The organism is Pseudomonas marginalis (genome assembly GCF_900105325.1).
Lineage (GTDB): Bacteria > Pseudomonadota > Gammaproteobacteria > Pseudomonadales > Pseudomonadaceae > Aquipseudomonas > Aquipseudomonas marginalis.
This window is the reverse complement of record NZ_FNSU01000003.1, coordinates 1212249-1229369: the sequence shown is the minus strand read 5'-3', so window position 1 is coordinate 1229369 and position 17121 is coordinate 1212249. Positions and strand designations below refer to the sequence as shown.

18 protein-coding genes and 1 pseudogene are annotated in these 17121 nt (G+C 59.9%); 10 read left to right on the top strand and 9 right to left on the bottom strand.

The annotated features are described in order from the left end of the window. Positions 1–159: 159 nt before the first annotated feature. The 3 genes from BLW22_RS14705 to BLW22_RS14695 all read left to right on the top strand — a co-directional run bounded on the left by BLW22_RS14705 (position 160) and on the right by BLW22_RS14695 (position 2188). Positions 160–591, top strand: a complete 432-nt coding sequence (locus tag BLW22_RS14705) for a hypothetical protein (RefSeq protein ID WP_074846879.1) — start codon at positions 160–162, stop codon at positions 589–591. Between the two features lie 198 nt (positions 592–789). Beyond that, positions 790–1449: a hypothetical protein gene (locus tag BLW22_RS14700; protein ID WP_074846878.1), complete on the top strand. Its 660-nt coding sequence runs from the start codon at positions 790–792 to the stop codon at positions 1447–1449. Between the two features lie 13 nt (positions 1450–1462). Further along, a complete protein-coding gene (locus tag BLW22_RS14695) occupies positions 1463–2188 on the top strand; it encodes a hypothetical protein (protein ID WP_074846877.1) in 726 nt (241 codons plus the stop codon). Positions 2189–2211: 23 nt separating this feature from the next. On the opposite strand, the gene BLW22_RS14690 is transcribed toward BLW22_RS14695, so the two are convergent. After that, on the bottom strand, positions 2212–2883 hold the full coding sequence (locus BLW22_RS14690) for a hypothetical protein (RefSeq protein ID WP_074846876.1): 672 nt from the start codon (positions 2881–2883) through the stop codon (positions 2212–2214). A 61-nt stretch (positions 2884–2944) separates the two neighbouring features. On the opposite strand from BLW22_RS14690, the gene BLW22_RS14685 reads away from it, so the two are divergent. Next, entirely contained in the window at positions 2945–3226 is a 282-nt protein-coding gene (locus BLW22_RS14685) for a hypothetical protein (RefSeq protein ID WP_074846875.1), read from the top strand. Between the two features lie 96 nt (positions 3227–3322). Here BLW22_RS14685 and BLW22_RS14680 read toward each other — a convergent pair. From BLW22_RS14680 to BLW22_RS14650, 7 genes and pseudogenes are all read right to left on the bottom strand, one after another. Next, positions 3323–4063, bottom strand: a pseudogene (locus BLW22_RS14680) (alpha/beta fold hydrolase); the annotation flags it as partial. A 44-nt stretch (positions 4064–4107) separates the two neighbouring features. Continuing rightward, positions 4108–4545: a YqaA family protein gene (locus tag BLW22_RS14675; protein WP_027606736.1), complete on the bottom strand. Its 438-nt coding sequence runs from the start codon at positions 4543–4545 to the stop codon at positions 4108–4110. Between the two features lie 9 nt (positions 4546–4554). Then, a complete protein-coding gene (locus BLW22_RS14670; RefSeq protein ID WP_065927328.1) occupies positions 4555–5001 on the bottom strand; it encodes a DUF411 domain-containing protein in 447 nt (148 codons plus the stop codon). 81 nt (positions 5002–5082) lie between these two features. Further along, positions 5083–5541, bottom strand: coding sequence for an SRPBCC family protein (locus BLW22_RS14665; protein ID WP_065948308.1), 459 nt, complete (start codon positions 5539–5541; stop codon positions 5083–5085). Positions 5542–5619: 78 nt separating this feature from the next. Next, positions 5620–7614, bottom strand: coding sequence for a methyl-accepting chemotaxis protein (locus BLW22_RS14660; protein ID WP_074846874.1), 1995 nt, complete (start codon positions 7612–7614; stop codon positions 5620–5622). Between the two features lie 189 nt (positions 7615–7803). Further along, a complete protein-coding gene (locus BLW22_RS14655) occupies positions 7804–9366 on the bottom strand; it encodes a M91 family zinc metallopeptidase (RefSeq protein WP_083381370.1) in 1563 nt (520 codons plus the stop codon). A gap of 164 nt (positions 9367–9530) precedes the next feature. Next, positions 9531–10526 carry an aldo/keto reductase gene (locus tag BLW22_RS14650; RefSeq protein WP_065927331.1) on the bottom strand — a complete coding sequence of 332 codons (996 nt, stop codon included), beginning with the start codon at positions 10524–10526 and terminating at the stop codon, positions 9531–9533. 116 nt (positions 10527–10642) lie between these two features. On the opposite strand from BLW22_RS14650, the gene BLW22_RS14645 reads away from it, so the two are divergent. Then, positions 10643–11554 (top strand): LysR family transcriptional regulator, encoded by a 912-nt coding sequence (locus BLW22_RS14645; protein WP_065927332.1) that lies wholly within the window; start codon positions 10643–10645, stop codon positions 11552–11554. On the opposite strand, the gene BLW22_RS14640 is transcribed toward BLW22_RS14645, so the two are convergent. Next, on the bottom strand, positions 11551–12456 hold the full coding sequence (locus BLW22_RS14640; RefSeq protein WP_074846873.1) for an AraC family transcriptional regulator: 906 nt from the start codon (positions 12454–12456) through the stop codon (positions 11551–11553). The two genes, BLW22_RS14645 and BLW22_RS14640, sit on opposite strands and share 4 nt — an antisense overlap. Before the next feature lie 101 nt (positions 12457–12557). Here BLW22_RS14640 and BLW22_RS14635 point away from each other — a divergent pair, with 101 nt between their 5' ends. Genes BLW22_RS14635 through BLW22_RS14615 form a run of 5 tightly spaced genes read left to right on the top strand, consistent with a single transcriptional unit; the run spans position 12558 to position 16970 of the window. Further along, on the top strand, positions 12558–13118 hold the full coding sequence (locus BLW22_RS14635) for a carboxymuconolactone decarboxylase family protein (RefSeq protein WP_065927334.1): 561 nt from the start codon (positions 12558–12560) through the stop codon (positions 13116–13118). 40 nt (positions 13119–13158) lie between these two features. Next, positions 13159–14220: an acyl-CoA dehydrogenase family protein gene (locus tag BLW22_RS14630; RefSeq protein ID WP_074846872.1), complete on the top strand. Its 1062-nt coding sequence runs from the start codon at positions 13159–13161 to the stop codon at positions 14218–14220. Further along, positions 14217–15020, top strand: coding sequence for an ABC transporter ATP-binding protein (locus BLW22_RS14625; RefSeq protein WP_074846871.1), 804 nt, complete (start codon positions 14217–14219; stop codon positions 15018–15020). The genes BLW22_RS14630 and BLW22_RS14625 overlap by 4 nt, the downstream gene beginning before the upstream one ends. Then, positions 15007–16206: an ABC transporter substrate-binding protein gene (locus BLW22_RS14620; RefSeq protein WP_065941680.1), complete on the top strand. Its 1200-nt coding sequence runs from the start codon at positions 15007–15009 to the stop codon at positions 16204–16206. Before BLW22_RS14625 ends, BLW22_RS14620 begins: the two co-directional genes overlap by 14 nt. Then, the gene (locus BLW22_RS14615) at positions 16203–16970 is read left to right on the top strand and encodes an ABC transporter permease (protein WP_065927338.1); all 768 of its coding nucleotides are present in this window, start codon (positions 16203–16205) and stop codon (positions 16968–16970) included. The genes BLW22_RS14620 and BLW22_RS14615 overlap by 4 nt, the downstream gene beginning before the upstream one ends. The last annotated feature ends 151 nt before the right edge of the window (positions 16971–17121 follow it).

Below are 17121 nucleotides of genomic sequence, written 5' to 3'. Positions count from 1 at the left end.
ACATGGGCGATGTTATGGTGGTGTGGAGTACAGAGTATTCGGGTGGAAGCCCATCTACAGCAAGTGGCACAATTTGAATACAGAGACGTTCTGAAAGAAGCTCTGAGCGACGTTCTGAGAACACAGCTTCAACACATCACGAACATTGGAGATTGAGACATGGCCGGTAAAGGCGTTGAGTACACAGCTGAAATGCAAGAAATGCTGGTGAAGGAGTGGATTAAGAGCGGTGAGGCTGCCACGTCATGGTGTGGTGCTGATGATAACCGTCCACACTACAACACCTTCAAGAACTGGCCTGCTGTTATAGCTCACCGTGCCACAACAGGGCGTGGATACAAACGCTCTACTCCCGCAAAGCCTCAAGGGATCAGAGTTAGTTCCAAGCCACTGGTTGACGACATTGATAGCCAGTTTGAAGAGTGGTATGCACAAGAGTGTGAAGCCAAGAAGGCTGCTGCATACGATAGGTGGCTGTCTGAAAACCAAGAGGCTATTGAACAGCGTGCTTTGGAAAAAGTGAGGGCTGAGCTAGCTTCAAAGCGTGCCAAGATGGCTGTCAAGCCTGCTGACGTAGGTGAGGATTTATAAGGTGTTGTTTAAAGCGTCGTTGGTTTCTGTTTTTCTCGACTCTGGCGGCATCCCCGTAGAGAAGATGTGGGCAGTTTTTATGGATATGGACGTGTGCAACAACGTTGCCGGCCTGCTCACCACTTAAAACATAAGTAGGGCTAGAGGCTTGTAGCGTGCGTGAATTCACAGCGTTTTCGTTTTATATATAGGTGTGTCATGAAATCCAAGGGAATATGGGGGCTCGCGATAGCTGGAACGTTGGGTTTGCTTGCGTTGATTGGGCCTCCATTAGCTGACTCGCTGGTGAAGGAAGGTAAGCTGCCTGATTGGCTAGCTCCCAAGGTAGATGGCTTTTTGAGATTTTTTTTGTTGACTACCCCGTGGGCGTTATGGGAGCTGATGTTAATAGTCCTGTTCATCGGCGGAGTAGCCATATTCGTTGTTCATCGAGACAGCCGGACTATCGCACTTCAAGCCAATCGAATTTCTAGCTTGAGCTCTGAGCTAAAGCATCGTATACAGCGATGCGCTTTGCTGGAAACAGCCAATGCAGACCTTGAAGCATCTGCCAGCAATCTAAAAGAATCCAACACAGCTCTAGAGCAGCAGCTTAGTGCACTAAGTCCGGCTTATAAGGATGTAGAGTTGTCTGCTGTCGTCTTTGACATGCTTGCAGCTGTTGCCATGTTCGCTGATAAAGATATTCGAGCGACATTGCTTACAATTAGCTCTGTGATGGCAATCGGGAATGTAGAAGCTCACGCTGCTATTGATGTGTTAATGGAAAGGAAGTTTTTGGCTAGGGGAGGAGGAGTGCGTGGGGAGTATTTCCAGCTTACGCCCGCCGGTCGTGCCTATTACCTAAAGCACAAGTGATGGTGTCCATGTTATGAGCCCGCATCCGTGGAAGCACTCCGTTGTCGATGTGTATGCCAATAACTATGGCAACGTTGTACAGGATTATTTGGAGCTTGTTGTTCGGCCTTCCTTGCAAGCCCTACAGTGTCGGCGGGATGAGTTGATTGCACGCCCTGATATAGATGACTTCATCAAATCTCTTCAAGCGCTTGACCACTATGTACTGGAGCAGGGGACAGCTATGGCATTTTGTCTCGGCATCCAGTCTTTATGGGAGCAGCAAATACGCACATACATGTCTGGGTGTGCACGGCAGTTCGTCACCCTTGGGGTGCCAAATGATCAGGCACCCGATACGATTGGAAAGGCGATAGAGAAAGCAGAGAAAGCCCTTTGGGGAGCGGAGTTCAATGAGCTTTTCTTGAGGGTTCGAGGTTTAGAGCTTCCACAATTCCAGTCGTACCCCCAGCTCGACCTGCTTATGCTTTTAGGCAACGTGTGTCGTCATGGTGAAGGTAAAGCTGCTCGGGCTCTTCGGAAGAGGAGTCCAGAGCTTTGGCCTGCTTCGTCTCATCTCCTTGAAGAGCATTATGGTGTGCGTCCTGTGACCGATCTGATGCTTTCATTTGAGCTGCTTCGCTCGTTGGTGCATGCGGTTGTACTGTTTTGGCGAGATTTAGAGCGTCAGGGCCTTTTTACGATCATGGACAGGGAGATTGTTGAAGCTCGCTTGTCTAATCGTGTCCGGGAGTATTAGAGACCTCTGGCATTGCCATTATCTCAGTAACTGGCTCTGCCAATAATTATGCGGTCATAGAATTTTTGTCCAAAACTATTTTGTTCTAAAGTGTGTGGTATTCCAATTGAAACCCGTGCCAATACGCCCTCGGTTTCTAGTTTAATCAGGCCGTAGTTTGCTAGGAGATTTGCTGCTGGAAGGTCCATGGCTATCATTCCTTTAACTTGGTAGGCTTGTTTCATCTGCTGCAATATATACGGGTTCATTATCTTGATCGCGTGGCAGTAGATGTCAAACTCATGTTGACTTATCTCTCCAATTGTCAGTAAAGCAAACGCCCTGCCTAACATGGTTGCAAGGCGTGGATGGTCGATTTTATCAAGAATCATCAGTGCTACCTCACCGACATTTTCGACACCTTCCTCATTTGCGCAATTTTTATCTAAAAACTCTATTCTTTTTGCTGCGGGAACCTTGTCCACCTCGAGGAGGAACGCCAGCATATTCTTGGCAAAGAAATAAGCTGTCACTTTATTACCTGCCCTATATAAACTGACTGCGACGTTAAGAATTGGGATGTCTTTTAGAGCCCCGTCCACACCAAACTTGTCAGCCAAAATGGCATCAATAGCCACCTCACCCATGTCTTTGCCTAATTCTAGCGCTTGCTCGCTGTTTCTGATTGTGGTAATGAAATTCCCGGTAATGCTCATGTTTATCTCTTAATTAAAGTATCTGAGTGCTAAGATCGTAACTCAATGACATGGAGAGCGAATGATGGCGAATGTAGAGGAAGGTCTTGTTCAGCAGTACGTAAGCGAAATTCAAGCACTCACTGTTAAGGCTTATCACGGTGAGGACGTTAAGACCAGAGTGCAGGATTCGGTAGCTCAGGCCGTGGCGCACTTCAACATCATCGTAGGCAGCGATCCAAAGGCGAATGTAGCGGCATACCGTGGCAGGTTGAAGCTATACGCCGATCTCACCCATGAATCGCAGCCCGCAGTGAGGGAAACCCTCCTATACGCTGCCTCGGTTTGCCCTGAGAGCGTATGAAGTCTGAGCCACACTGATGTGACTGATACTGTTGCCTGAGCCCGCCAAATGCGGGCTCTTTTATCCCAAAGAAGCAGATGTATATATTGCAGATTGTTGTGTGAAGATCATGTCGTAAATCAACGCCGAGTTCCATGCGACCAGCGCGTGGCCGGGGCCATTGCTCAGGCCCGCATACATGTCTACCCAGCGCTCGTACTCCGGCTTCCAGCGTCCGACGTAATAGGTATTGAGCTGGTACTTGCGAATCCCCTCGGCGCTGACTTTCTGTTCTCGCGCATACCATTGGTCGACGCTGAGCGTGGGCACGCCCAGGGCTTTCCAGTCTTCCAGGCCGATGGGATTCACCAGCCCGAGCTGCTCGGTCTGCTCGGGGTACATCAACGCGTAACGGGTGGCGAGCATGCCGCCGGTGGAATGGCCTATGAGCGTGGCCTTTTGAATGCCGAGTTTTTCCAGCAATTGATGGGTGTTGAGGGCCAATTGCTGGAAGCTGTACTGGTAGTGGTCGGGCTTGCTGGCACTGCAGAAACCGATCTGGTCCGGTGCAATCACCCGATAACCGGCGTCGCTCAGGGCCTTGATCGTGCCTTCCCAGGTTGCGCCGCAAAAGTTCTTGCCGTGCATCAGCACCACATTGCGCCCGTTCGGCTGGCCCTTGGCCGGCACGTCCATGTAGCCCATTTGCAGGGCTTTGCCTTGGGATTGGAATTGGAAATGTTCGAGGGGATAGGGGTATTGGAAACCTTGCAGCTCAGGGCCATAGCTGGCGGCGAACGCCGGGGCGGCGCCGGCCGTCAGCAGGCCGGCGATGCAAAAAACGCGGGATAGAGGCATGGGCGGGGCTCCGGACAGAATGCTCGGATGCTGTTTGCGCGGGATTAACGGGGGATTAACACCCATTGCAGGGTCACGGCGGCGAGCACCGCGTATCGCAGGCCCTTGGCCAGGGTCACCAGCAGCAGGAACCGCCACAACGGTTCACGCATCACCCCGGCCACCAACGTCAGCGGGTCGCCAATGACCGGCAGCCAACTGAGCAGCAGCGTCCAGTGCCCCCAGCGCTGGTAATGATGGCGGGCCTTTTCCAGCTGCTTATCGCTGACCGGAAACCAGCGACGCTGCTTGAAGTGCTCCACCCAGCGCCCCAGCCACCAATTGACCAGCGAGCCGAGGACGTTGCCCAGGGTGGCGATACCCAGCAGCAGCCACAGGCTGTAGTGCCCGCTGATCAACAGGCCGACCAGCACCGCTTCCGATTGCAGGGGCAGTAACGTCGCCGCGCCGAATGCGGCAAGAAACAGCCCCAGGTAACCCATCGGCACCGATCAGTGCGCCGGGTAGTCCGCCAACACCACATCCTGGCCATCGCGGGTCAGGCCGATGACTTGATAGGCCTCGGCATGGCCGTCCATTTCCATGCCGGGCGAACCCATGGGCATGCCCGGTGCGGCAATACCCAGCAGGTCGTCGCGCTTGCGCAAGGCCAGTACCTGCTCGGCGGGCACATGGCCTTCGACGAACTTGCCGTCGATCACGGCGGTATGGCACGAGCCCAGGCGCGGGGCTACGCCCAGCCGTTGCTTGACTGCACTCATGTCGGCTTCGACATGGTCTTTGACCTTGAAGCCGTTGCTTTCCAGGTGGCTGATCCACTTTTTGCAGCAGCCACAATTGGCGTCGCGGTGCACATCGATGGGGATCAGGTCGGCGGCCTGGGCCAGGGTGGTGGTGAACAGCACTGAAAGCAGGGCCAATCGCAATGGGATTTTCATGGAGGTCTCGTCCAATACCGGGCAGTAAGCCGGGCATTCTCCGTGCTTTTATCCGTGGGACGTCGGGTTAATGTTTCAAAATTATACGGAGAGCGAGTTTTCCATCCGCTGCTTGAGCCGGTCCAGTGCAATCGCCGACAGCGCGATCATGCGTTCATGGAGGCTGGCCAACTGCAATTCGGTTTCATAGGTCAGCACGCGCTTGAACAGGGTGCCGTCGCGAAAGGGCTGCAAAAAGTAATGAATCGAGCCGTCGACGGCCAGTGAGGTGAACACCGTCTTGAACTCGTCGGGACGCCGGGCGATCTGCACGCGGTAGCTCATGGGCACGCGCACGCCCAGCAAGTCGATCATTTCGGTAAAACGTGCGCCGGCGGGGAGGGGGCCGCTGGTGCCGGTGTCGGCACCGAGGGAGGTGGGGTGCCATTCGTGCCAGCGATCCGGTTGGGTCACATAGTCGTAGACGGCATCGATAGGCGCCTGGATAAAACGTTCCTGACTGATCCGATCCAAGCGGACCGACTGCTCGACAGCGCGCATGGCACACCTCCTGTGTGGCTGTGAACTGTCAGAATAGTCCCACTCCCGCACATTGCACGGGAGTGTTTCAGCCATTTATCAGCGCACCTTGAACCGGCCCATCAACGCAATCACCCGGCCATTGGCGTCCAGCAGGCTTTGTGTATTGGTTTGCGTGGCATGGCCGCTCTGCACCAGCTCTTCGACCATATGTCGGATATGCACCATGCTGCGGTTGATCTCCTCGGTCACCGCGCTTTGCTGTTCGGCAGCGGTGGCGATCTGGGTGCTGAGGTCATTGATATGGCTGACCGAACCGGCCATCTCGTCGAGGCCGGTGTTCACCCGTGCCGTGGCATCCGCCGCCGACTGACAACTGGCCTGGGTGTTTTCCATGGCCGCCACCGACGAACTGACACCGGTGGTCAGGCGTGCGAGCATTTCATTGATCTGCGAAGTGCTGGCCTGGGTACGCGCCGCCAGGGCGCGGATTTCGTCGGCCACCACCGCAAAACCACGACCCTGCTCGCCGGCCCGCGCGGCTTCAATCGCGGCGTTGAGGGCCAGCAGGTTGGTCTGGCCGGCAATCGCGCCGATCACGCCGAGGGTTTCGGTGATGCGCGCGGCGTCCTGGCGCATGTTCTCGACGGTGTGAGTGGCACTGGCGACCTCGCCGATCAGCGCACTGACGCTGGTGGACGCTTCACCCACCACCACGCGGGAGCGGTCGGCGTGTTCGTTGGCGCGCTGGGTGAACGAAGCGGTTTGCGCGGCGTTTTGCGCCACTGTGTCGGCGGTGGAACTCATCTCGGTGATGGCGGTGACGGTCTGGTCGGTCTCCGAGGCGTGGCGCACCAGGATGCTGTTGGTGTGGGCCGAGGTGTGCTGCAATTGCTCAAGGCCCGATGACATGGCGCCAGTGGCCTGGGTCACTTCGCCGATCATGTCTTGCAGGTAGACGATAAAGCGGTTCACCGAATGGCCGATGGCGCCCAGTTCGTCTTCGGCGCGGATGGTGATGCGCCGCGTCAGGTCGGCATCGCCGGTGGACAGTGCGTCGATGTTGGTCTTCAGGATTTTCATGCGCTGCACCAATTGGCGGATCGCATACACCGCCAGCAGCACCAGCAGCAACACCATGGGGATCTGCAACAGGGCCAGGCTGCCGAGTACGTCATCGCGCTGGGCGGTGATCAGCGAGGTGGGCAGGGCGGTGGCGAGGAACCACGGCGTGCCTTCGATGGGGCGCATGTAGAAGGTGCTGGCCACGCCCTGGTTGTCGAACTCGTTGCGCTGCAAGGCTTGGTCGCGATGGGCCAGGGCCTTGCTGACCTGGGCGGCAAAGGCCGAGGTGCCGGTCAATTCACTGATGTTCTTCAATACCACCGGGCTGCTCAGGCGCGTGCTGTTGCTGATGATCTTGCCATCGCCTTCGACGATCAGCATTTGCCCGCCGATGTCCTTTTCCTTGCTGGCTACCAGTTCGTTGAAGAAGCCCAGGGTCACGTCGATGGTGGCCACGCCGTACGCCGCGCCGTCACGCTGGATCGCCATGGCGCAGTTGGTGCGCGGCTCCTGGCTGGCGTCGTCCTTGTAGGCCGCGGCCCAGGCACATTGGCCGCGTGGCGATGCGAGACCGCCCTTGTACCAGCTCTGGTCGTAATAGTTGGGGGCGGGGTCGCTGTTCCAGAAGGTGTTCACTGCCAGCTTGCCCGAGGCATCGCGGTGCCAGAAGGTGCTGTGCTTGTTGCGACCCGGCGTGCGCTGGTTGGGCAGCGGCCAGATACCGCCGCCGAAGACCTTCAGCTCACCATATTGGTCGACCAGGCCCGGCAGGACCTTGTCGATGGCATCGCTGTCGAGCAGGGGAATGGTCTGGGTGATGGTGCGTTGCTGGGACTGAACCTTGTTGAGTTCGCCCTGGATCTGCTCGGCCACCTCACTGATGCGGTTGAGCACCACCTGTTCCTCGGTATGGCGCAGCGTGGGCGCGACCAGTTGGCCGATGCCGACGACCGTCAACACGAACAACACCAGGACGAACAGCACCAGGAACAGGGTATAGCGGGCTTGGATGGAACGCAGTGGGGGCATGGGGGTCGTCCTTACGAAGCGTTTATTATCGACGCGGCTATTTTGGAGCTTCGTAGGGCTATCGGCTTGGCGAGGAAGAGCTTTAGGTACGGAGGTGCCAAATCAGGTTTTTGACATGGCGAGGCCAGCAGTTGCCTCGCCATGGGGATTACCGCTTATCGAATCAATGCCTGGCTTACCGGCGCTGTATCACTCGCCGCGACCTTGAGGGCTGGGTGTCCATAAGTAGGACTGCCTCAAGGGTTTGCCCATTTCTGCATTCAGGGCGTTCTCGGTGAAGTGTTTCGGATTGGTTACACGCGCTGATGTCGAGGGAGGGGTGCCGTCCTCGGAAGGTTCTTCAACGTAGGGTAAACCGATGACTTGACGTTCACCATTCTCGACAAGGCCGTCGTCCCCCGGCGCTTCGCGGGTGTACCCATGTTCGGTTGTACCGGTTGCGTAGGTGTAGGCGTGGTTTATCTCATGGGCGAGACCGGTTACGGGCACAATTGTGTGGGTACGCTCGGCGTTTTCGATAATAGATGGCGAGTCATAGTGAATGATGCCGCGAGTGACGCGGAAACCGGGAACGCCATCCGTGATATGCCCGTAGGTTCCGGCTTCTGCGCTTTCGCGCTCCTCGGGCGTCAATTCATCCAGTTCACTACTGCCAGGAACGTATTGGGTACCGCCGTTACCGATCGGCTTGATGGTAACCTTGCCGCCATTTGCCACCGCGAGCTCATCCATTTGTTTGAGTGCTTGTTGCCCTATGGGTGAACTGCGCAGAAATTCAAAATCGTCGGCGACGCGCTGCTTGAAAGCCTGTGCGTCCTCCTCCGGGGTCTCAGGGGGAGTTTCTACACTGAATCCCAGGTTGCCGGCATTGCTTGGCTTCACTTCGGTGAAAGTCGAACCCCTGGTGCGGTCGAAACCATCCCTGGCCTTGGCGTAGATAAGGTCCTTGGGCTGGTTGTTCCAGATAGTGTCGTTTCCTTTGCCGGTGTAGAAGGTCGTGCGCTCGTACCCTGCAAGGACGTCATCGCCATTGCCCCCATGTGCAACGGTATGTCCGCTGCCTGCAAGAAGTACATCGTTGTCGTCGCCACCGTCCAGATAGGTCTGCCTGGTGGAGGGGCCAAAGCCTGCAATGAGCAGGTCCTTGCCTTTATTACCGTACATTACGCCATTGCCGGGACCTCCCATGATTGTGTCATCGCCGTCGTTGCCCTCGGCATAACCCAGGCCGCTGCCCACCTGCAGGATATCGTTGCCAGCCCCTCCGAAAAGCCTGCTGCGACCTCCGCCCGCCTGGAGATAATCGTTGCCGTCGCCGCCTTTCACGCTCACGCGAAGCTTGACGTCATCGTCGATGATGACCGTGTCGTCACCGCCGTGGCTGTCGATGAAAAGCTCGTGCTCGCTTCTTTCCTTTGTATTGATATCGACTAAATGCGGTTTATCGTTGATGAAGATCTGCAGCTTGTCCACCGACCAACTGCGCACGTGGATACGGTCGGCGGCATTACCGGTTTCCACGTGGAGATAACTGGTCAGGATCTTCGGTCCCTTGAGGTCATCTGGGTTCCAGTCAACGACCCTGCTGATTTTGGTGTCACCGTCGACAAGCAGCGTGTGGGTGCGGCGGTTCACGATGCCTGGCGTCAGGTCGGTGGGAGGGGTGAAGTGCGAAGCGTTTGTTTCAGCGAAAGGCTGGGGGAGTTGGGCGTAGAGTCCGGATGTCAGGGAATGGGCAAGTGCAGATAGCATCGGCATGTCCTCTTGGGTGTGCGTGTAAGGGCACCCTGATTACGTATCAGGGTTGCTATTACGTGGAACTCCGACTGAGAAGGTTCCCCGCCCCCGGAGGGGCTTTAGTGCTAAACGTGTTGGCGTCGGAGCACCGCAAACCGGGTGCCCCTTGAGCTTGGCCGTCAGATATCCAGCATGGCCATCACCTCTGCGGGATAGCGCAGGCCGGCACTTGCATCGGCCGGAAAGATCCTCTCCAGTGCCGCCAGTTCAGCCGCGCCGAGTCGGATCGACACGGCCGCCACGTTCTCCTGCAGGTACTTGCGCTGCTTGGTGCCAGGAATCGGAATAATGAAGTCGCCTTGTGCCAACACCCACGCCAGCGCCAGTTGCCCGGCAGTGACGCCTTTGTCTGCCGCGAGGGTTTGAACCTGCTTGACCAGTTGCAGGTTCTTCGCGAAGTTCTCGCCCTGGAAGCGTGGGTTGGCGCGGCGGTAGTCATCGGCATCGAAATCCTCCGGGCTTTTCAGTGCGCCCGTCAGGAAGCCTCGGCCCAGCGGGCTGTAAGGCACAAACGCAATCCCCAGGCGTTGGCAGGCCGCGAGGCAGCCGTTGCTTTCCTGGTCGCGGCTCCACAGGGAATATTCGCTTTGCAGGGCGCTGATCGGGTGCACCTTATGGGCGCGCTCCAGCGTGGCGGCGGATGCTTCGCTCAGCCCCAGGTAACGCACCTTGCCTTGCTGCACCAGCTCGGCCATGGCACCGACGGTTTCTTCGATGGCCACCTGCGGGTCGATTCGGTGCTGGTAGTACAGGTCCAGGGTGTCCACGCCCAGGCGCTGCAAGGTACCGTTGATGGCATCGCGAATGTACTCGGGGCGACCGTTCACTCCACGCACCGCCGAATTGGCCGGGTCACGCACAATGCCGAACTTGCTCGCCAGGAACACTTGGTCACGTTTGCCGGCAATGGCTTTGCCGATCAGTTGCTCATTGGTGTGGGGGCCGTACATATCGGCGGTATCCAGAAAATTGACGCCCAACTCCAAGGCGCGATGCAGGGTGGCAGTGGCCTCCGTGGTGTCGGTGCCGGGGGTATAGAAGTCACTCATGCCCATGCAGCCGAGGCCGATGGCACTGACGTGGGGACCGTTCTTACCGAGTTGACGAGTGTGCATGGGTGCAGCTCCTGATGAGGTAGGACGCCATTGTTACCCTCGACAAAACCTGGATAAACCGGCTAAAAGCACTATCACTATTGGTAATTTCTAAATAATCCTCCTGGAGTCGGCCCTTGGATCGTTTTAACGCCATGCGTGTGTTTACCCGGATTGTCGAGTTGGGTGGATTTGCCAAGGCCGCCGACAGCCTGCAACTGCCGCGCGCGTCGGTGACCATCCTGATCAAGCAACTGGAAGCGCACCTGGGCGTGCAGTTGCTGCAGCGCACCACGCGCCAGGTCAGCCCGACCCTGGACGGCGCTGCGTATTACCAGCGTTGCGTACAGCTGCTCACCGATCTGGAGGAAACCGAGGCGGTGTTCTCCACCCGCCGCCAGAACCCACGCGGCACCTTGAGCGTGGATATGCCCTCGGGGATCGGGCGCTTGATTGTGATTCCCGCGTTGCCGGCGTTCACCGCGCGCTATCCGCAGATCGAATTGGACATCGGCCTGAACGACCGCCCGGTGGACCTGATCCGCGAAGGTGTGGATTGCGTGCTGCGCGGCGGTCCGGCCCTGGATGAGTCGCTGGTGGCCAGGCCTTTGGCAATGATGGACCAGTTGACCCTGGCGAGTCCTGTGTACCTGGAGCGCATGGGCATACCGGCGGGCCTCGACGACCTGGCCAATCACCAGATGGTCGAGTATGTCTCCACGGCCAGTGGCAAGCGGTTCGGCCTGGAGTTCCTGGTCGACAACGCCGTGCACTCGATCCAGTTGCCCAAGCGCGTGGCGGTCAACAGCTCCGATGGTTATTTCGCTGCGTGCGAAGCCGGCTATGGCCTGATTCAGGCGCCGCACTATCATGCGATGCGGCAACTGGCCGAGGGCCGCCTGGTGCCCGTGCTGGCGCAGTTGCCGGTGCCGAAAATGGCGCTGACGGCGCTGTATCCGCCCCATCGCCAGTTGTCACAGCGGGTGAGGGTGTTTGTGGATTGGCTGGTTGAGCTGTGTGGTCGGCCGGGCACCGGTTTGCAACGCTAGGCCTGGGCCTTGCGATAAGCGCCGGGTTGCTGCCCGGTCACTTTGTGGAAGGCTCGGGTAAACGCCGCCACAGACTGATAACCCACCGCCACTGCGACATCCGCGACCGTCTGGTCCTGCTTGAACAATTGGCAGGCGTGGCGCATGCGCATCATCAGCAGCACCTGGCCGGGCGACTGCCCGCACAATTCAGTGAAGCGCTTGAAAAACGCCGAGCGCGACAAGCCGGTGCAGCCCGCCATGCTTTCCAGGGTCCAGGCGTCTGCCGGGCGAGCAATCAGGTGTTCCAGCAGGTTCGCGAATGCCGGCTGGCGACCCAGCGCGGCCAGGCCACCGAGTTGGTTGTTATCGAGCACTTGCTGGCGCAGTACATACAGGAACAACAGGTGGCACAGGCGCTCGAGCAAGGCCGCGGAAGGCGCCGGGTCGCGCTGGCACTCCTGCAGGATCAGCTCGAACAGGTTGCGGGCGGCCGTCAGCGAGGGGTCGCCGGCCCGCAGGACGATCCACGCGGGCAGGGTATCGACGATCATCGCCGACAAGCCCGACTGGAAGTGAAAGAACCCGCACACCAGCCCCACGCCGTCACTGGCGCTGCTGTCCAGGGGCAGCATCGGGCGTCGCGGACATTCCCGCGCGCCGGCCGCCGTGGCTTCTCCGGACAACCGATACTCAAGGTCACGGAGCAGGAACACCGCGTCGCCGTTGTTCAACTCGACGGGCGTGGGTTCGCCGGCGATATGCAGCCAGCACTCGCCCTGCACGATCAGGTGGAAACTCGCTCGCGCCAGGCCGTGGGTGCTGGCATGCCAATCGCCGCAATAGCGCCCGACATGGAACAGGCTGGTGTTGAGTTCGAGGCTGTCTAATAACCAATCGACAAGGGCACTGGAAGAATTCATCTAATGGAAAGACTCAAGAGCAAGTAATCGCTACTTTAGCCTATTGAGAGGATTTCTTATAACCAACAGACTGGATACACGACCCCTCAGGAGACCGCTCCATGTCCCGTGTACCGCTGCTCACCCCGCAAACCGCGCCACCCGCCGCCAAGCCGCTGCTGGAAAATGCGCTGAAAGCCTCGGGTTTCATCCCCAATCTGCTGGCCGTGTTGGCCAATGCCCCGGCGGCGCTGGAAACCTACATCACCGTCTCGGGCCTGAACGCCAAGGCCGAGCTGAGCCTGGCCGATCGCGAAGTGGTGCAGTTGATTGCCGCCACCACCCACGGCTGCGATTTCTGCGTCGCCGGCCACACCGCCGTGGCGCGCAACAAGGCCAAGCTGCCGGAAGAGGTGATCGACGCCCTGCGCCAGCGCGGCGAATTGCCCAATGCCCGTTATGAGACACTCGCTGCCTTTACCCGGGAAGTCATTGCCACCCGTGGCGATGTCAGCGATGCCGGTTTCGAGGCGTTCCGCGCCGCCGGTTACACCGAAGGCCAGGCCCTGGAAGTTATTTTGGGGGTGAGCCTGGCAACCCTGTGCAACTTCGCTAACGTGTTTGCCCGTACCCCGCTGAACCCGGAGCTGGCGCAATACCGTTGGGAAAAACCGGCCAGCTGAAGGGCAGGTGGCCCTGCTGCTTTGACAAGGAGAAACATGAATGCTTGACCCGATCTTGAGCCGTTGGCTCGATGTTCAAGCGCAGGCCCTGGATGTGGGCAGTTGCGATCCCCAGGAAGTGCTGCCACGGCTGGCAGAGGCCAACATACTGCGTATCGGTGTGCCAAAAGCCTTCGGCGGCTTGGGCGGCGATGTGGCCGGCGCCGTCGAGGCCATCGCCAATGTCGCCAGCCATTCGTTGGCCGCGGCGTTTGTGTGCTGGGGCCAGCGCTCGTTTATCGAGTATTTGCTGCAGAGCCCGAATGAGCGGCTGCGCGAGCAATTGCTGCCGGACCTGCTCAGCGGCAGGCTGGCGGGGGCGACCGGTTTGTCGAATGCGATGAAGTTCCTGTCGGGCATCGAGACGCTGCAGATCAGCGCCGAGCCGAACGACCATGGCTGGACCCTCAACGGTCGCCTGCACTGGGTGACCAACCTGCGCAAGAACGGCTTTGTCGCGGCAGCGGCGGTGGAGCATGCCGGTGGTGGCGCGCCGTTTATCCTGGCGATTCCGGATTCGGTGGCGGGCCTGCAACGTTCCGGCGACCTGGAGCTGCTCGGCCTGCAATCGAGCAACACCGCAGCCCTGGGCCTTGAAGGTGTCGAGCTGAGTCGCGAGTGGTTGCTGCATGAGGATGCACGCAAGTTCCTGCCGGCCGTGCGCCCGGCGTTCCTGGGTTTGCAGTGCGGTATGTCGATCGGCCTGGCCCGGCGCTCGCTGGCGGAAGTCGCCCATCACCTGGGCGCGGCCCGCACGGTGTTGCGCGAAGAACTCGAAGGGTTGCGCGGGACCTTGGATCACCTGGTGACCGAGCTGCAGAATGGCCTGCTCGCCGGGCGCTTCGCCGCTGAGCCGGTGGCGCTGTTCAAGTTGCGCATCGGCCTGGCCGAAACCGCCGCCAGCGCGGTGCAGCTGGAACTGCAGGCCAGCGGCGGCAAGGCCTACCTCACGGCCCATGGCAGTGGGTTTGCGCGGCGCTGGCGGGAGTCGGCGTTTGTGCCGATCGTTACGCCCAGCCTGGTGCAATTGCGCACCGAGTTGCAACGCCAGGCCAACCTGTGAGCCCGGTGGTATTGAGTGCCCGGGGCATTGGCCTGGGGTACGCCGGCGGCCCGGTGCTGCAAGGCTTCGACCTGCAATTGCAGCGCGGTGAAGTGGTGTCGATCCTGGGGCCCAGCGGGGTCGGCAAGTCCAGCCTGTTGCGGGTGCTTGCCGGCTTGCAGGCGCCCCAGGATGGCAAGGTGCAGGTGTTGGGCGAGCCGTTGAACGGACCCCATCCACGTGTCGCCGTAGCGTTCCAGGACCCCAGCCTGCTGCCCTGGTTGAGCCTGGAAAAGAACGTCGCGTTCGGCCTGGATTTCGCCCGCCAGCCGCACCTCGGCGCTGATGAGCGCCTCCGGCGCGTCGACCACGCCATCGCGGCGGTTGGTCTGGAGCACGCCCGCCAGCAATTTCCGGCGCAGCTGTCCGGCGGCATGGCCCAGCGCACCGCGTTGGCTCGTTGCCTGGCACGCCAGCCCCAGGTGCTGTTGCTGGATGAGCCCTTCGGTGCGCTGGATGAAGTGACCCGTGCCGATATGCAGCACCTGTTGCTCAAGGTCAACCGTGAGCAGGGTTCGGCGGCGGTGTTGATCACCCATGACATCGACGAAGCGCTGCTGTTGTCCGACCGCATCCTGCTGCTGGGCAACCGCCCGGCGCGGACGCTGGGCGAATGGCGCATCGACCTGCCGCAACCACGGGAAGAACAGGTGGAAGCCATCGGCGCGCTGCGCATCGAGATTCTTAAAACCCTACGGCAGGCGAGCCGCCCTCAACCCCAACCCCTTGACCTGCTGGAGCCCAGCCATGTGCCTGGATGACCTGACCCACTCGCGCCGTGACTTTCTCAAACTTTCCGCAGTCCTCAGTGCCGCCGGCGCCTTGCCGCTGCTGAGCAGCCTGCAGGCCCGCGCCGCCAGCGAGCCGGATGCGCCGGTGCGCATCGGCTACCTGCCGATCACCGACGCGACGCCCTTGCTGGTGGCGCATAACAACGGCCTGTTCGAAGCCGAAGGCATCAAGGCCGAGCGCCCGGTATTGCTGCGCAGTTGGGCGCAGGTGATCGAGGCGTTTATCTCCGGGCAAGTCAACGTGATTCACTTGCTGTCGCCGATGACCGTGTGGGCACGCTATGGCAGCCAGGTGCCGGCCAAGGTGGTGGCGTGGAACCATGTGGGCGGTTCGGGGCTCACCGTGGCACCAGGCATTACCGAGGTGAAGCAACTGGGCGGCAAGTCGGTGGCGATCCCGTTCTGGTATTCGATCCATAACGTGGTGGTGCAGCAACTGTTCCGCGACAACGGCCTGACCCCGGTGGCGCGTGCCGCCGGCAGTGCGATCGGCGCCAATGAGGTCAACCTGATCGTGCTGCCGCCTTCGGACATGCCGCCGGCCCTGGCCAGCCAGCGCATCGACGGCTATATCGTCGCCGAGCCGTTCAACGCCCTGGCGGAGAACCTCAAGGTCGGGCGTGTGCAGCGGTTTACCGGCGACGTGTGGCGCAATCACGCGTGCTGCGTGGTGTTCATGCACGAACACGACCTGAACAATCGCCCGGAGTGGTCGCAGAAAGTCGTGAATGCGATCGTCAAGGCCCAGGTGTGGACCCGTGATAACCGCGCAGAGGCGGTGAAACTGCTGTCCAAGGACGGCCCGAACCGCTACACGCCACATGCCGAGCCGGTGTTGAGCAAAGTCCTGGCGCCAGCCGCTGCCGACCGCGCGGCCTACCTGGCCGATGGCGCGATCCGGCATGCCGACTGGGACGAGCACCGCATCGACTTCCAGCCCTATCCATTCCCCAGCTACACCGAGGAATTGGTGCGACGTTTGAAGGACACGCTGATCGAGGGGGACAAGAAATTCCTCGCCGATCTGGACCCGGCCTTTGTCGCCAAGGATCTGGTGGATGACCGCTTTGTGCGCAACGCCATCGAAGCGGTGGGCGGCATGGGCACCTTCGGCTTGCCCGAGGGCTTTGAGCGGACCGAGGAGATTGGCGTTTGAACAACCGCAGAGTCCCGGGCTGGTTGCTCGGGTTGAGTGGCCTGGCCGGCCTGTTGTTGCTGTGGTGGCTGGGGGTGAAGGTGTGGGGCGATGGGGGCGGCCTGGCGGCGCGCTTTTCGCTGGCCGCCACCTTCAGCAGCCTGTGGGAATTGCTGGGGCGCGGTGAGCTGTATCTGCATATTGTCGTGAGCCTCAAGCGCATCTTCGTCGGGCTGTTCCTGGCCTTGCTGGTGGGGGTGCCGCTGGGGCTGCTGGTGGGCAGTTCGCGCAACCTGGAAGCGGCGACCACGCCGGCCTTCCAGTTTCTGCGGATGATCTCGCCGCTGTCCTGGATGCCCATCGTGGTGATGCTGATGGGGGTAGGGGACCAACCGATCTACTTCCTGCTGGCGTTTGCTGCGGTGTGGCCGATCATGCTCAACACCGCCGCCGGCGTGCGCCAGCTCGACCCGCGCTGGCTGCAGTTGAGCAGCAGCCTGAGCGCCACGCGCTGGGAAACCTTGCGCCGGGTGATCATCCCCGGCGTGGTGGGGCACGTGCTGACTGGCGTGCGGCTGGCCATTGGGATCCTGTGGATCGTGCTGGTGCCGTGCGAAATGCTCGGGGTCAGCGCGGGGCTTGGCTACTACATCCTGGATACCCGTGATCGCCTGGCCTATTCGGAACTGATGGCGATGGTATTGCTGATCGGGCTGCTGGGGTTTGCCCTGGATGCGCTTGCACGCGGGTTGCATCAGCGGTGGGTGCATGGGGGGAGCCAGTGAAGGCATGGCCTGAGCCCGGCGGCCCACCGCCGTCGGGGTGAGCGGCACACCGGAGGAGCCAAAGCTTTTCATCACCTGTAACATAAGACCCTGTCGACCCCGTGCATCCCGTCGCCGGGTATGTGCCTGGCGTGTTCGGCGATACACAGTG

Excerpts from the sequence above, each read along its gene's own strand:
- BLW22_RS14705 (WP_074846879.1), top strand. The coding sequence starts at position 160 with ATGGCCGGTAAAGGCGTTGAGTACACAGCTGAAATGCAAGAAATGCTG.
- BLW22_RS14700 (WP_074846878.1), top strand. The coding sequence starts at position 790 with ATGAAATCCAAGGGAATATGGGGGCTCGCGATAGCTGGAACGTTGGGT.
- BLW22_RS14695 (WP_074846877.1), top strand. The coding sequence starts at position 1,463 with ATGAGCCCGCATCCGTGGAAGCACTCCGTTGTCGATGTGTATGCCAAT.
- BLW22_RS14690 (WP_074846876.1), bottom strand. The coding sequence starts at position 2,883 with ATGAGCATTACCGGGAATTTCATTACCACAATCAGAAACAGCGAGCAA.
- BLW22_RS14685 (WP_074846875.1), top strand. The coding sequence starts at position 2,945 with ATGATGGCGAATGTAGAGGAAGGTCTTGTTCAGCAGTACGTAAGCGAA.
- BLW22_RS14675 (WP_027606736.1), bottom strand. The coding sequence starts at position 4,545 with ATGGGTTACCTGGGGCTGTTTCTTGCCGCATTCGGCGCGGCGACGTTA.
- BLW22_RS14670 (WP_065927328.1), bottom strand. The coding sequence starts at position 5,001 with ATGAAAATCCCATTGCGATTGGCCCTGCTTTCAGTGCTGTTCACCACC.
- BLW22_RS14665 (WP_065948308.1), bottom strand. The coding sequence starts at position 5,541 with ATGCGCGCTGTCGAGCAGTCGGTCCGCTTGGATCGGATCAGTCAGGAA.
- BLW22_RS14660 (WP_074846874.1), bottom strand. The coding sequence starts at position 7,614 with ATGCCCCCACTGCGTTCCATCCAAGCCCGCTATACCCTGTTCCTGGTG.
- BLW22_RS14655 (WP_083381370.1), bottom strand. The coding sequence starts at position 9,366 with ATGCTATCTGCACTTGCCCATTCCCTGACATCCGGACTCTACGCCCAA.
- BLW22_RS14650 (WP_065927331.1), bottom strand. The coding sequence starts at position 10,526 with ATGCACACTCGTCAACTCGGTAAGAACGGTCCCCACGTCAGTGCCATC.
- BLW22_RS14640 (WP_074846873.1), bottom strand. The coding sequence starts at position 12,456 with ATGAATTCTTCCAGTGCCCTTGTCGATTGGTTATTAGACAGCCTCGAA.
- BLW22_RS14635 (WP_065927334.1), top strand. The coding sequence starts at position 12,558 with ATGTCCCGTGTACCGCTGCTCACCCCGCAAACCGCGCCACCCGCCGCC.
- BLW22_RS14630 (WP_074846872.1), top strand. The coding sequence starts at position 13,159 with ATGCTTGACCCGATCTTGAGCCGTTGGCTCGATGTTCAAGCGCAGGCC.
- BLW22_RS14620 (WP_065941680.1), top strand. The coding sequence starts at position 15,007 with ATGTGCCTGGATGACCTGACCCACTCGCGCCGTGACTTTCTCAAACTT.